Origin of the sequence: Metabacillus sp. B2-18, assembly GCF_021117275.1 — a bacterium.
In the GTDB taxonomy this organism is placed as follows: Bacteria; Bacillota; Bacilli; order Bacillales; family Bacillaceae; genus Metabacillus.
This window is the reverse complement of sequence record NZ_CP088245.1, coordinates 203,093-217,371: the sequence shown is the minus strand read 5'-3', so window position 1 is coordinate 217,371 and position 14,279 is coordinate 203,093. Positions and strand designations below refer to the sequence as shown.

The following is a 14,279-nucleotide window of genomic DNA, read 5'->3' as shown; positions in this document are numbered from 1 at the left end:
ACTCTGTTAAACAATTGTTATTTCATACAAAGAGTCTTCTGTCATCTATAATGGTGTTTTAACAAAGCCAAAAAATAAAAAAGGATGCTTTTCGGGCAACCTTTTTAGTTTTTAAATCATATATTCTATTGTATAAGGATATTTAAAAATCGATAAGTCCTAAGCTTATTTGTAAGGCTTCATCAACTTTATCCATCATCTCATCATCTAGATGGGTAATTTTATCAGTAAGCCTTTGTTTATCAATCGTTCGAATCTGTTCAAGCAGGATAACCGAATCCCTTTCAAACCCGTAACGCTTAGCATCAATCTCAACATGAGTTGGCAATTTTGCTTTTTGAATTTGGGCCGTAATTGCCGCTATAATAACTGTAGGACTAAAGCGGTTCCCAATATCGTTTTGAATAATTAATACAGGACGCACGCCACCTTGCTCTGAACCTACAACTGGAGAAAGATCGGCAAAATAAACGTCGCCTCGTTTAACAATCAAATGATTAACCCCCGCTGACTAAGCGTTCAACGGTATGGTCAGCCTCAGATTCTGCCAAAAATGCTTCAGATGCAATATTCAAATTGATTTTTGCCATTTCCATGTAACCACGTCTCATAGACTCACGAATTTGGCGCTTTTTACGCTCACGAATATACATTTTTGTCGCTTGATAAATAAGCTCGTTTCTGTTCCCGTTCTCTTGTTTTACCAATACATCCAATTCTGATACTAATGCTTGAGGTAACTGAATTAAAATTTCTGTTGTTGCGCTGGATTCAGACACAAACATACACCTCCACCAAACTTACCATCCTATTATATTCATTCCAAATTTAATAATAACATTTACTTTCAAAGATGCAAAGTATTTTCACTAGAAAGCGGCATTTGTAAAGTCTTTTAGGCATAAATACATACTACTTTTCGATTTTTGAAGGCTCACTCTAATGACTATATGACTGTTTTACTCTTTTATCACAAATTTATTTAACAATAGAGAAGATAACAGAGACACCAAACTGAAAATTTACCCTTCTCTATTATGGTCATGTAAAGGTTTATTATTCATTTTTTTGATATCATTTGAAAAGTTTCTATTCGTTGGGCATATTTCATAAAAGAGGATTACTCACTTCAATTATACACTCATCTTTTATATACATACGGGGAACTCGTGAAGTAATTGTACATGGCACCTCATAATTTATTGTATCAAGACGCTTTGCTATCTCATCTATCGTGATTTTCTCTTGATCCTGCTTACCAATTAACGTAACGTTTGTTCCTACAGGTATTTCATATGGAAGCTTGACCATACATTGGTCCATACAGATCCGTCCCACTAAAGGTACACGCTTATTTTGAATAATTACTTCTGCATCTTTTAACTTTCTTATCCATCCATCAGCATAACCAATTGGCAAAGTTCCAATCCATTCATCTTCTTTTGCTTCATATGTTGCTCCATAGCTAATTTTCGTTCCTTTTGTAACTTTCTTTACGTGAACTATTTTTGTTTGTAAAGAAAATGCCTCTTGTAGTGGAAATGGAAGTTCACTTTTCATCTCCGGTGAAGGAGATAACCCATACATAGATATCCCAAATCTGACCGCATTATATACCTTTGATGGAAATTTTAATCCTGTAGCACTGTTTGCACAATGAACGAGTAAACGATGATTTGGTATAGTTGAAACCATTTTTTCAAACCTATCATATTGAGTTAGAAAATAAGTTGGGTCATCTTCATCTGCTGTTGCAAAATGTGTATAAATGCCTTTAACATGAAACCGATTTGATTCTTGTGCAAAATCAAAAATGTCTATAAGTTCATTTTCATTCTGAACGCCAAGTCGCCCCATACCTGTATCTACTTTTATATGAAGATCAATAAAATTTTGAATAGATCCTTCTGCTTCCTTTAGCCAACCTAACGAAAATACAGTTACTGTTAGGTTATACTTTTCAACCATGTCAACATCTGAGGATCTAATGGCTCCCATTACTAAAATTGGTGCTTGTATACCTTGCCTGCGCAATGATATTGCCTCATCTAAAAAAGCAACTGCAAGCATGGTTGCACCAGATATTAATGCAGTCTCCGCCACTTGCTTAGCCCCATGACCATAAGCATTTGCCTTTACTACCGCAATTAAATGAACCTCTTCACCTATATGTTGTTTCATTAAACGAACATTATGTTCAATTGCATCTAGATTTACTTCAACCCATGTATCACGAAAAAAACCCGGTTGCATGACTCCACTTCCTTACGTAATCGACTGTTAAGAAAACATTTTAATTTTGTACAGTTTATCCACCAGTTATTTTACTTTATATTGTGATTATCTCGACTAAAGGACAGAATTGTCAAATTAATAGGAGTAAAAATATCAAAAAGGGGTAAATTAACCTTGGAATTTAGGGTTAACTTCTGGAACATATAGAAAACTTGCCTAAGTTGGGCAAGTTCATGTAGTGGAGAATGATTAAAAAAACGGGTGGATTCCCCACCCGAAAAAGATTATTTGGCTGTTTGACCTTGTACAGATTTAGCAACCATTAACATCTCATCTTCTGTTAAATCTTCAGATGCTAACATATAATCTACCCCATCATGTGACCATGTTAATGTAGATTCTGACATAGCACCGATTGTGAATCCTAAATCTGCCGGATAACCATCTACGTATGTTGATGTAGAAGCAGATGCAGGTGTTGCAATTTCAGCTGTTTCTTGAATAAGCGTAAATGACTTTTCTCCACCGAAAGATAAGATAACACGTTTACCATTTTCAGTTTCAACTTCTGATTCCTCAAGTAGTTTTACACCGTTTGGTTGTTCTAAAGGATACTTAACAGCGAATGGTTCACGGTCACCAGTAGCCATTGTTGGAACTTCAATTTGAGCACTTGACATATTTTTCTCTACATCAAAAGAATTTTCATCAAAAGATGCATTGAATTCAAAGCTTGAGAATTCTACAACAACAAGTGGATTTCGGTCTGTATCCATCACTTTGACCATTGTTGGAGATAAATCTTTCTTGTTAAATGTAATTTCTTGTGCAGGTAGCATTTTATTGTTTTGATAATTTGTTTTCGTTTCAAAAACATACTTTTCTTCAGCAGCAGAAAACTTTGCTTCAGCATCTTTTAAAATATCATTTACTAAAGATTCATATAAGTATGCCTGACTGCTATTTTGTGGCCAATCACTTTGGAAACGGAAGCTTTTATTTAGTGCTGGAGTTAATACAAATACCCCTTCGTCATTACGCAAAATCATTTGACTTTGCTCTTTTTGCGAATTCTTAAGGTTCACTCGGTAGTAAGAAGGATTTTTATGCCAAATTTCAATTTCATACTCCTGTGGATCACTACCTGTTTGAAGTGTCATCTTTCCTTTTGCCTTATACCCTGACATTTCATCAATCTTCTTTTCTAACGCCTGAACTACATCTGCCTGTGATTTTTCACCACATCCCGCTAGAACAAGTACTGTTAAAAGCCCTACTAATAATAACACAAAGCTTTTTTTCAACTTTTTCAACCCCTTTGCCTCATATAACGTTAAAAAGGAAGAAATGTTTTGCTAGATCTCATGTCTTTCAACTACCAGACTCCATTAATCCCTAGTAAAGATGAAAGATGAATTCTTAAAAACAACTTGTCTTCCCTATCGCATTACCAAATATATGAGACAAACTTTCCGAATATGCAGACTAGCTATAAAATTATTCAAAAAGCATAGGATCTTTTATTTACCTTCTATTATTACTTGAGCAGCAGCATATTGTCTTGAATGGGTAATTGAAACATGAACAACAGAATCCCGAGCTGTATCCTTTAGTATTTCAATACTCGGCTTTCCTTTATCATCATTTGTTATTTCTATGTCTTGAAATCCAATCTCTTCACCAATTCCAGTTCCTAACGCTTTTGAATATGCTTCCTTTACAGCAAAACGTCCAGCTAAAAACTCTACTTTTCTTTCCCTAGATAAAGTTGAAAACTTTTCAATTTCATTCATTGTTAATATTCGCTTAATAAAACCTGGCTGACGATCAACAATTCTTCTAATGCGATCCAATTCAATGATATCTAAACCAATTCCTGTAATCATATGTATAACAACACCTTCCAAGCCTTAATAGTACTATTTCCTAGAACTCGTACATATTCGTGTTAGTATAAAAGCATACTTGAACATTAATAATCAAAACAACATATTTGAAATGATCCAAAGGAGGACATTTATGTTTACTAGAACAGAGAATTTCCGCACCTTTTTACAATTATATCCTATTGTTTCCATTATTGTTGGCATTCACATCTTATTTTGGGTTCTCTTTCAAGTGCCAATTCCTCAGTTGCAAATATTATTGGGATTATTAGATGGCTTTAACGCGGGAATTGCAAATGGAGAGTATTGGCGACTACTTACACCAATCTTTCTTCATATTGGATTCGGCCATTTGTTTTTTAATACAATCTCACTTATTTTATTTGCACCTGCCCTTGAGAAGATGCTTGGGAAAGCCAGGTTTATTCTTTTATATGTAGGTGCCGGAGTTATTGCAAGTGTTGCAACTTATATTATTGAGCCCCTTCAATACTCCCATATCGGAGCTTCCGGTGCTATTTTCGGTTTATTTGGAGCTTACTTATTTATGGTGTATTTCAGAAAAGGGATCATTGATCAAGCGAACACTCAAATTATAATTAGCATTTTAGTCATCGGTCTTATTATGACTTTTATCAATACAAATATAAATGTTGTCGCACACATTTTTGGGATGATAGGCGGTTTTTTACTTTCACCTATTTTGATAAAAAAACCAAGACATTATTCTTACCAATCTTTTTACACACCTAACACAGCTCGGAAGACAAATGTTTTTTCTTTCAACTACAGAACACTCTTTTGGATTATTTTTAGTATCCTAATTTTAATTGGATTGTTTTTTAGATTTTAGTTTAGAGTAAAAACAGACACAGCCTATCGCGGCTGTGTCTGTTTATTTTCCCGTTTCATATGAATACCAAGAAATGATTTTGTCCGTATCATGTTCATCCATATCTTTGACGGGAAAGCTGTTTCCAACCAGTCCGGTTTTTATCGTACACTCAAATGTTTGGAGTGAATATTTCTTTTGGAAATAGGAGGTTTTCGTTTTCACAGACTGCAGACGATTACGATATACAAGTATATCCGTTTTAGAAACCCTTCGAAATGCTAACTGCAGCTGATCGCCTTCTATATTCCAGCCTGCATCTTTATATGAATAGTACCCCCACACTAAACAAATTGGAATGAGAATAAGTGAACTATATCCCCATGGTTGAAAAAAATAAAGAAGCGGAAGTATTATAGCAATTGCAGGTAACACTTTCCTTATCATATACCTTTTCTTTGATATTATAGGTAAACGATGCAACCGGCTACTTTGTTTGAATAATGGTACAAACTGTTCCATTAAAGTTGAAACTTCATGCTTAGAGACAACTGGAAACAGTATTGTGGAAGTGCCCTCATCAACTGCACTGCCTCCTGCACTTTCTATATAAACAGTTTTATAGCCAAGCAGTTGCCTTAGTGGGTTTTGCACAATTTTAATCGCTTGAATTCGTTTTAACGGAATTGATACTTGGCTTTTTTCAAAGATTCCTCGAGAAATCCTTATTTCATCTTCCTCTTTCACAACTGTAAAGTACGCATATTTTAATAACACACCAATAATACTTAAGATCCAAGCGATAAAAAAACCAATAAATACTAAGATGGCATACAAAGTAATACTTGCATGTGTAAGAAACTCAAATCGCTCAAAAATTTCCTCAAACGAGATCAATTCATCAAATTGTGAGACAAAAGCAGCAACTGCTGAAATAATAACTCCGATTCCACTAGACGTAGATGCAGCAACTAAAAGATCTTTCGTTTTCATTTTATAAACTGTCTGCACTTGTTGAATAGTTTGATCTTCTTCTATTAGAGAAGGCTTTTTTATTTCCTGCTTATATTCTGCTAAAACTTCTTGAATTTTGTCGGCATCTTGTTTTTTTATGGCAGATAATACGGCTTCAGCTTCCATTCCAGTTCCAGCAGTTTCAACTTGGACCTTTACAAGTCGAAACAGTTGTTGAACAATCCCTGCACTAATATTAATAGTTTGAATTCGTTCAATAGGAATGTACCTTTTCTTTGTCACAAAAATGCCATGCTTGATTCTCAATTCACCATCTTCAAACCAATATGTAAACTTCCACCATTCTAATATACTTGTTACAACAATAAGAAGGGCTAAACAGCATCCACCTATGATAAAGTAAAGATCAAACCGGTCATTACTACCAACAAAGAAGAAAACAATAGCAGGGATTATATATGACTTTATCATTCTTGCAAAGCTTAAAATCATCCCTACTGGGTGAATTCTTTTAGGCTCAAACATCATCGTCTGTCACCCTCGCCAACTTTGAGATATGATCCCGCATAAGATCTGCTTCTTCTAAATCCAAAGCTGGTATTTCATGCTTAGTTGCAGCAGTAGAAATTTCAATTGAAGCTAATTTATATCTCCGTAACAAAGGACCTTGATGAGTATCAACATGTTGAACTCTAACCATTGGAATTAATACTCTTTTTATCACAAACAGTCCATACTGCAAATCAATTTCATGTTCATGAACTTCATATCTCCAAACTCGATGCCTCACCCTCGGGATGACCAACACACTGATGATTGTATAAACCACCCAAATAGCTACAGCTACTCCTAAGAACCAATACGAAAGTTCCAGAAAATAAATACCTACTCCAATGGCGACCACAATTAGTAACCAAAAACCTGCACTAATTAAAGCACCCATCTTCCAGGCCGTTAATGCCCTTTTACTAATTTGATTTTTCGGCTGTTCTCTCAACCCTCTCTCTCCCTTTTTTAAAATTATAATGAAAATTACGTACTTGCTTGTAGAAAAGCAGGCCGTTCCAACAATTGTTTTATAGCATTACTAAAATGAAAATAATCCCATTTATTATAGCATAATGGGATCTTTCTATTTGTTACTACCATGTAAATAATTCCTTTATTTTATCTTGAAAGATGATTGATCAATCCATTCTATTTCTGAATGAGACTTCAAATCGGACACTAACTGAAAGAGGGCATTATCCTTTTGTTTTGCTTCAATCATGCAATCAATTTGATCAACACTTCCTTTTACAGTGTGTAAAAACGTTAGGAACATGTTTGGATCAATATAATCTGCATGTGCTCGAAAATCTTTTTCATTTTTGGGACTAGAGATATGCATTTTAATCGGAAGACTTGATTCCTTCCAGGTCCCAACAACACGGTCCCAATGCTTTTCCCAATCAGAATCCTCATGGAAAGCTAAGTGATGGTGATAGTCAAAAACCTGCGGAACACCTAATTTTTCACATAAATAAAGAGCATCACTTAAGTCAAAGGTGGTGTCATCATTCTCAAAGATAAGCATTCTTTGTAATGATAGTGGAATCAATCCCCAATTATGAATAAATTGCTCGAGGGATTTTAGTTTGTCATCATATACTCCGCCAATATGAATCACACATCTATGCTCAGGATCTATTCCCATTCCTTCCAATAGCATCTCATGCATATGTAAAGTTTTTAAAGACATTTTCATAATTTCCTTTTGTGTAGAATTCAATACAACAAAATGGTCAGGATGAAAACCAACACGAATAGGATGTTTTTTAAGATACTCTCCTATTTCAGCTAAGGATTCATCTAAATTGCTCATATATTTCCAATCTCGAAGTTCTTCATGATTAGCCAAAGGAATCAGCTTTGAGCTAAAACGAAAAAAATGAATATGATGTGCCACATTATGCTTTAGCAGCCTTAAACAGTTTTGAATATTTGATTGAGCTATTTTTTCTAACTTCGCTATCGCAGCTTCCCTGTCCTTAATTTTTTGAAACTGTGTAAAAGTCATGGTTTGAGAAGGGGAGCAATTTTGCAAGTTCATACTCATTGCCACATACCCTAACCGTACAATTGTCATGTTTGTCACCTCTTAAGGAATAGTGTGTGTAGGTATAGCTTGCCCTAAGTAGATGATTTTGATTTGAGTTGGGGTGTTGGGGGGATGGGACGGTTTCATGCGGGGGGTGGTCTTCATTTGGGTTATGAAGAACGTTAGGCGCTTTTCTTTGCGGATTTTGGTCTTCATTCCGCTTATGAAGTACGTTAGCGTGCATTTCTTTGCGGATTTTAGTCTTCATTCCGCTTATGAAGTACGTTAGCGCGCTTTTCTTTGCGGATTTTGGTCTTCATTCCGCTTATGAAATACGTTAGCGCGAGTTTCTTTGCGGATTTTGGTCTTCATTCCGCTTATGAAGTACGTTAGCGCGAGTTTCTTTGCGGATTTTGGTCTTCATTCCGCTTATGAAGTACGTTAGCGCGAGTTTCTTTGCAGGGTTTGGTCTTCATTCGGCTCATGAACGACACTACCCTCTCTCACCTCACCTCTTTTATCGTTCATCCACCTCATGAACGACACTATCCACTCCCCACTTACCGCTTATGCCGTTCATCAAGCTCATATCATCCCAATTCCACCTCAAGCGAAACAATAACAATACACTACTCATCCTGCCCAACAGGCTTAGCATGGACAGGAAACCTAAGCTTAATAACCGTTCCTTCCCCAACGGCCGAGGTTACATGAATCTCACCATTGTGCAACTTGACGATTTCCTTTGCAATACTCATTCCCAGGCCTGCTCCATCGACCTTTTCCTCTGTGTTAGTGCCCCTAAAGTATCGTTCAAAAAGATTTTCTTGCATCTCTTCGTTCATACCAACACCCTGATCTTCAACAGCTATTTCTACAAATTGTGGATCAATTGCTTTTTTGAGTGTCACAAAAATAGCTGTATTAGGAGGGTTATGTTTGATGGCATTCATAATTAAATTATCAAAAATACGCTCAAACCATTTCCTTGAAATAGCAAGTTCTATGTTTTTAGCCTCTTCCACAAAAGAAATATTCACATTCCCAAGCATTCGATCATTCTTATATTTCTGCACAACACCCTTAAGGAAATCATTAAGCAGTATTCTTTCCTTTAAATAATACAGAGAGTTGTTTTTTAATTGAAAGGCTAATGAAAAGTCCTCCACAAGCCCAAGCATATATTCCCCTTTTTCTCTGATCACCTTACCCATATCTTTTATTTCATCATTGGACCATTCATATTTGTCACTTTCAAGTAAATGACCATAACCTTGCACAGATGCTAGAGGTGTTCTTAAATCATGAGAAATTCCTGTCATCCACTCTTCCCTTGTTTGATCCAGTCGTTTTCTTTCTTTTTCTGTTGAACTTAGTGTTTCTGCCATATTGTAGAAGGCTTGAAAAACTTCCTGGTAAAGACGATAACGCACTTTAACTTTTCCATTTTTACGAAAAATTCTTTTCCTTTCATTTTCAGTAAGAACTTCCTGATATTGACCATGTTCCATTCGTTCTAGCCAACTAGTAAAAATGATGATGGGGCGACCGTATCTAAACCCGTGCCACACAGCAATACTAATGGTAATCAGCAGAATAATGACCCCAACTATGATAAACGCAATTAAGATGTCACGATAAAATGTTTGCTCAGTATAAGCTTCTTTCATGTTATTTTTGGAGTGAAGAACCCAAATTCGGTTTGTCTTCTGATCATGGATAACTGATACCCTTGTGTTATATAAGCCTGGGGCTTTTTTTCTTGTGAGGATTTCAATTGGATTATAATGTTCAATGTTAAGATCTTTTCCAAAAGATTGGACTACTTTTCCTTCCTCATTCACTAAGTGAAGAGTATTGGATTTACCCATTTCCTTCTCTAATAAGTTTGTAAATGAGGTCCTTTCAGGTAAAGTTCTTCTTTTCAATGTTGCTTTTATTCTTGCTGCAATTTCAAGTGGATTAAATGGCTTTGTCACATAATCATCTCCACCAATTGCAAAACCTGTTAACACATCTAAATCAGACACTTTTGCGGTTAAAAATAAAATATAGGCATTCGAAATATCTCTTATTTTTGGACATAAATCAAAGCCTGATAAGTCCGGAAGCATGACATCTAGAACGATATAATCAATATCTTGCTGCTGAACAATTTCCAGTGCTTCCCTGGCTGTATATGCTTTAAAAATATTTATAAATCCTTCTTTATTCAGAACCATTTCAACCATCTTCACAATGGATGTTTCGTCATCTACCAATAAAATATTTGCTTCTTGCATTCAAGCTCACCTCATTCCGATCGTATCATACAAACATTACCAAAACATTAATTTCCTTTTTGAACAATTAAGTTATTGTTAATCTCTAGATTTCCTTAAATTAAGAAAAGAGAATTATAGTAAATTTACATAACTAAACAAACGAAAAGGAGAAATATCATGAAGGAGAGCATAACTAGGATAACACTTATCGACGCCTTGAGAGGAGCCAGTCTTTTTGGTATCTTACTTGCTAATATTTTAATTTTTCAATTTGGAATGTGGGGAAAAGATGAAATACAATTATATAGCCTTTCGAACTCAAATACTTTTGCTTACAAGTTTATAAAGGTATTTATAGAGGGGAGCTTTATGCCAATCTTCACCTTTTTATTTGGGTATTCCATGGTGAAATTAAAGGAAAAACTCGAGAATCATCATCTTAAATACAAACGATATTTTGTAAGAAGATTTCTTATGCTCCTGTTGCTTGGTATTTTACACAGTACCTTTTTATGGGAAGGAGATATTTTAACTTTTTATGGTATGATGGGGTTTTTCTTATTACTCTTTTTAAATCGTCGATTGAAAACCATCTTTATTTGGGCAATTATTTTATTGTGCTTAACACCACTAATTGGTTATGGACAGTTAGAAGAAACAAAACAAGAACAAGCTCAAATGGAAGAGTATGTATTAGATACAATCCAAACCTATAGTTCGGGTTCATACACAGAAATTATGGATCATCGAAACAATGAATTGCCAATGGATGTTTCACCAGGCTTGCTGATCCTCATTTTGGCCTTTATTCCATTTATGTCTGCACCGCTTTTTTTATTTGGTATATACAGTGCAAAAATAGGTCTCTTTACACAGCCAGCACTCGAAAAAAGGCAATATATCATTGGTATGGTTCTTGTTCCTATTGGCTTAATATTAAAAAGCTTTAACATTTTCTCACCTGACTTTAACTGGTCAGGAGTCCTAGGCATGCTAGGCGCTAACCTGCTGTCTCTTGGTTATATCTTTTTATTCGCCTTCCTTTTTCATATTTTAAAAGGAAAGAAAGTAAAGAATGCCTTTGCCAATGTTGGGAAGCTTTCTCTAACAAATTATTTAATGCAAACTGTCATTTGCACAACCATTTATTACGGATATGGCTTTGGTCTTTTCGGTCATACGAACTTGTTCAGCGGCATCCTTTTGGCTCTTTGTATTTTTTGTCTACAAGTAATTGCCAGTACGTTTTATTTAAAGATATCATCGCAAGGACCAGTTGAAAGAGTACTTCGCGTTGTTACAAATTTTTCTTTTAAGTCAACACTTAAAAAGAAAGAAACGATTTCGCTTTAAATATGCAAAAAAGCCGATCCCATTTAGGTCGGCTTTTTCGATATTATTTTGAGTTTGAGTAACGGCGTTTATTATTACCGCCTTGCCCACTTTTACCACCACGATCACGATCACGGTCACGGTCACGGTCACGGTTACCGTATGATGAACGATTCTTTTGTCCACCACCGCCGCCGCCGCGATTGTAGTCACCTTTTCTTCTATTGCCAGAAGAGCGGCCACCTTTGTTTTTAGATCTTGAGTATAACGGAGCTTCTTCTGTTAGTTTAACCTCAACAGCAGTTGGCTCTTTTGTCATAAATTTAATTGCAGCAGCTACTACATCTTGTGCATCGAACTCTTCAAGAAGCTCTTCTGCTGTACGTTTGTAGAAAGAAAGGTTTTCACCTTCAATGATTGAGCGAATTTTTTCCACTGTCATTTGTTGTTGACTTTCAATCGCCTCATCAACAGTTGGTGGCTTCATGCGATCCATTTTGCGTTTTGTTGTACGCTCAATGTTTTTTACAATGTCTAATTCTCTAGGTGTAACGAAAGTCATCGCCATACCTGTTTTACCTGCACGACCTGTACGTCCAATACGGTGAACATAGCTTTCTGGATCTTGAGGTACATCGAAATTATAAACATGTGTAACACCTGAAATATCTAGTCCACGGGCTGCAACGTCTGTTGCAACTAGTACTTCAATTGCACCTTCTTTAAATTTGCGTAGAGTAGACATACGTTTAGCCTGTGTTAAGTCACCATGAATACCTTCAGCTGTATAACCTCTTAACGTTAATGCTTCAGATAATTCATCAACACGACGCTTTGTACGACCGAAAACAATCGCAAGTTCAGGAGATTGAATATCAAGTAATCTTGTTAAAACATCGAATTTCTTTCTTTCGTGTGTTTCAAGGTAGTATTGTGTAATATTTGGAACTGTCATTTCTTTTGCTTTTACTTTTACAAGCTCAGGGTCTTTCATAAATTTCTCTGCGATACGACGGATTGGATCCGGCATTGTTGCTGAGAAAAGTAATGTTTGACGCTCCTCTGGTACATTTGAAAGAATCGCCTCAATGTCCTCAATGAAGCCCATGTTTAACATTTCATCTGCTTCATCCAATACAATTGTATGAACGCCGCTTAAACGAAGGGTTTTACGATTAATATGGTCTAATAATCGTCCAGGTGTTCCAACGATAATATGTGGGTTTTTCTTTAATGAACGAATTTGTCTGTTAATATCTTGACCACCATAAATAGGGAGAACACGAGAGCGCTTGTGATAACCAATTTTGTATAGTTCTTCTGATACCTGAATAGCAAGTTCACGAGTTGGAGCAACAACAACAGCTTGAATGTTGTTACTTTTCACATCAATCTTTTCAATAAGCGGAATACCAAATGCAGCTGTTTTACCAGTACCTGTTTGCGCCTGTCCAATAACATCCTTCTTTTGCAAACCTAACGGGATCGTTTGTGCTTGAATTGGTGATGGTTCTTCAAATCCCATTTTACTTATTGATTCCATCAATGACGTACTTAAACCTAAATCTTGAAACGTTAATGTCAATGTATTCATACTCCTTCTATATCGTTTGCTGTAAATATTTACAGACCTTATAGGTAATCTATATCGTATTCATAATGAAACGATGTTTAAATGAATCCTATATGCTCGGGGATCAGCCGAGCTTAATGTAGATTATCAACTGTTGTGTCATCATGAAAAACAGTCAGATGTTTAAAAAACCGGCAACATTGTGCCTGCTCTTCTTATACTACCCACACTTAGAAGATAGTAAAACCGTTCTGATTATTTGCCAACAAAAAATGCCCTTATTTAACAAGGGCAGCAGTTTACCTTATTTAAAGCCCGCAAACACTTTAAATGTAATCATACCACTACCGGTTTCTTATTTCAACTTAATGTCAGAACAGCTTGCTAACTATAAATAGCACTTTCTTCATGTTGATTTTCTAAAAAGCGTTCAACATATTCCTTCAAATCTTCGTAATCATCACCATGACAAACATGATGTTTAGAGCATGGGAGTAAGTGTAGTTCTTTTTGTTTAGAGGGAATGGTGTTGTACAAATAAAACGCACTTTTAACCGGAACTATTCCATCACATTCACCTTGAACAATTAGTACTGGCATGTTTAATTTCTGAATGTAAGGCCTTATTTCTTTCACTAACTTTCTAAATTCAATAGTTGATGATATAGGTGTTTGGACTATCTTTTTCCTATACCGGTTAAATAGTTCATTATTATTAATTTTCCCAACAAATAAATCTTTTATCATATTTTTTATATCCATTGCTAATTGTTTAGGATTCACATAATAAACAGCAGCACTTAATAGGACCAACTTTTTCACTTCGTATTTAGCAGCTAAATACGAAGCAATAACTCCTCCCATTGAAAAACCAATAACATAGACCTCATCCACCTCTTTCATTAATAAAAGAAGTTCTTGTTCAGCATGAGAAATCCATTCTTTATATGTATGCCCTTTTAATGAAAGAGTTACTCCATGTCCAGGCAGAGTGGGAACTTTTACAATCCAACCAGTTTGCTTTTTTATATAGCTGGCAAGTGGCTCCACCTCATAAGGTGCTCCGGTGAAACCATGAATAAAGAGACATCCTTTCAAATGA

12 protein-coding genes and 1 pseudogene are annotated in these 14,279 nt (G+C 35.6%); 2 read left to right on the top strand and 11 right to left on the bottom strand.

Annotated elements, in window-relative coordinates; all coding sequences use genetic code 11:
* Positions 1-142 precede the first annotated feature (142 nt).
* From ndoA to acpS, 5 genes are all read right to left on the bottom strand, one after another.
* On the bottom strand, positions 143-493 hold the full coding sequence (gene ndoA, locus LPC09_RS01195; protein ID WP_026562078.1) for a type II toxin-antitoxin system endoribonuclease NdoA: 351 nt from the start codon (positions 491-493) through the stop codon (positions 143-145).
* A gap of 4 nt (positions 494-497) precedes the next feature.
* Entirely contained in the window at positions 498-779 is a 282-nt protein-coding gene (locus LPC09_RS01190) for a CopG family ribbon-helix-helix protein (protein ID WP_098797598.1), read from the bottom strand.
* A gap of 328 nt (positions 780-1,107) precedes the next feature.
* A complete protein-coding gene (alr, locus tag LPC09_RS01185) occupies positions 1,108-2,253 on the bottom strand; it encodes an alanine racemase (protein WP_231308823.1) in 1,146 nt (381 codons plus the stop codon).
* Positions 2,254-2,519: 266 nt separating this feature from the next.
* Positions 2,520-3,539, bottom strand: coding sequence for a LolA family protein (locus LPC09_RS01180; RefSeq protein WP_269217413.1), 1,020 nt, complete (start codon positions 3,537-3,539; stop codon positions 2,520-2,522).
* Between the two features lie 216 nt (positions 3,540-3,755).
* A complete protein-coding gene (acpS, locus tag LPC09_RS01175; RefSeq protein ID WP_098797595.1) occupies positions 3,756-4,121 on the bottom strand; it encodes a holo-ACP synthase in 366 nt (121 codons plus the stop codon).
* A gap of 133 nt (positions 4,122-4,254) precedes the next feature.
* Between acpS and LPC09_RS01170 the strand changes: the two are divergent.
* Positions 4,255-4,848, top strand: a pseudogene (locus tag LPC09_RS01170) (rhomboid family intramembrane serine protease); the annotation flags it as partial.
* Positions 4,849-5,016: 168 nt separating this feature from the next.
* Here LPC09_RS01170 and LPC09_RS01165 read toward each other — a convergent pair.
* The 4 genes from LPC09_RS01165 to LPC09_RS01150 all read right to left on the bottom strand — a co-directional run bounded on the left by LPC09_RS01165 (position 5,017) and on the right by LPC09_RS01150 (position 10,290).
* Entirely contained in the window at positions 5,017-6,456 is a 1,440-nt protein-coding gene (locus tag LPC09_RS01165) for a PH domain-containing protein (RefSeq protein WP_098797593.1), read from the bottom strand.
* Positions 6,446-6,925 (bottom strand): PH domain-containing protein, encoded by a 480-nt coding sequence (locus LPC09_RS01160; RefSeq protein ID WP_098797592.1) that lies wholly within the window; start codon positions 6,923-6,925, stop codon positions 6,446-6,448. Before LPC09_RS01160 ends, LPC09_RS01165 begins: the two co-directional genes overlap by 11 nt.
* Positions 6,926-7,090: 165 nt before the next feature.
* The gene (gene uvsE, locus LPC09_RS01155; protein ID WP_231308821.1) at positions 7,091-8,056 is read right to left on the bottom strand and encodes a UV DNA damage repair endonuclease UvsE; all 966 of its coding nucleotides are present in this window, start codon (positions 8,054-8,056) and stop codon (positions 7,091-7,093) included.
* A gap of 581 nt (positions 8,057-8,637) precedes the next feature.
* Positions 8,638-10,290, bottom strand: a complete 1,653-nt coding sequence (locus tag LPC09_RS01150) for a hybrid sensor histidine kinase/response regulator (protein ID WP_231308820.1) — start codon at positions 10,288-10,290, stop codon at positions 8,638-8,640.
* A 159-nt stretch (positions 10,291-10,449) separates the two neighbouring features.
* Here LPC09_RS01150 and LPC09_RS01145 point away from each other — a divergent pair, with 159 nt between their 5' ends.
* Entirely contained in the window at positions 10,450-11,625 is a 1,176-nt protein-coding gene (locus LPC09_RS01145; RefSeq protein ID WP_231308819.1) for a DUF418 domain-containing protein, read from the top strand.
* A 43-nt stretch (positions 11,626-11,668) separates the two neighbouring features.
* Here LPC09_RS01145 and LPC09_RS01140 read toward each other — a convergent pair whose 3' ends face one another.
* Positions 11,669-13,189, bottom strand: a complete 1,521-nt coding sequence (locus LPC09_RS01140) for a degradosome RNA helicase CshA (RefSeq protein ID WP_098797587.1) — start codon at positions 13,187-13,189, stop codon at positions 11,669-11,671.
* 372 nt (positions 13,190-13,561) lie between these two features.
* Positions 13,562-14,275 (bottom strand): alpha/beta hydrolase, encoded by a 714-nt coding sequence (locus tag LPC09_RS01135; protein ID WP_231308818.1) that lies wholly within the window; start codon positions 14,273-14,275, stop codon positions 13,562-13,564.
* Positions 14,276-14,279: the final 4 nt, after the last annotated feature.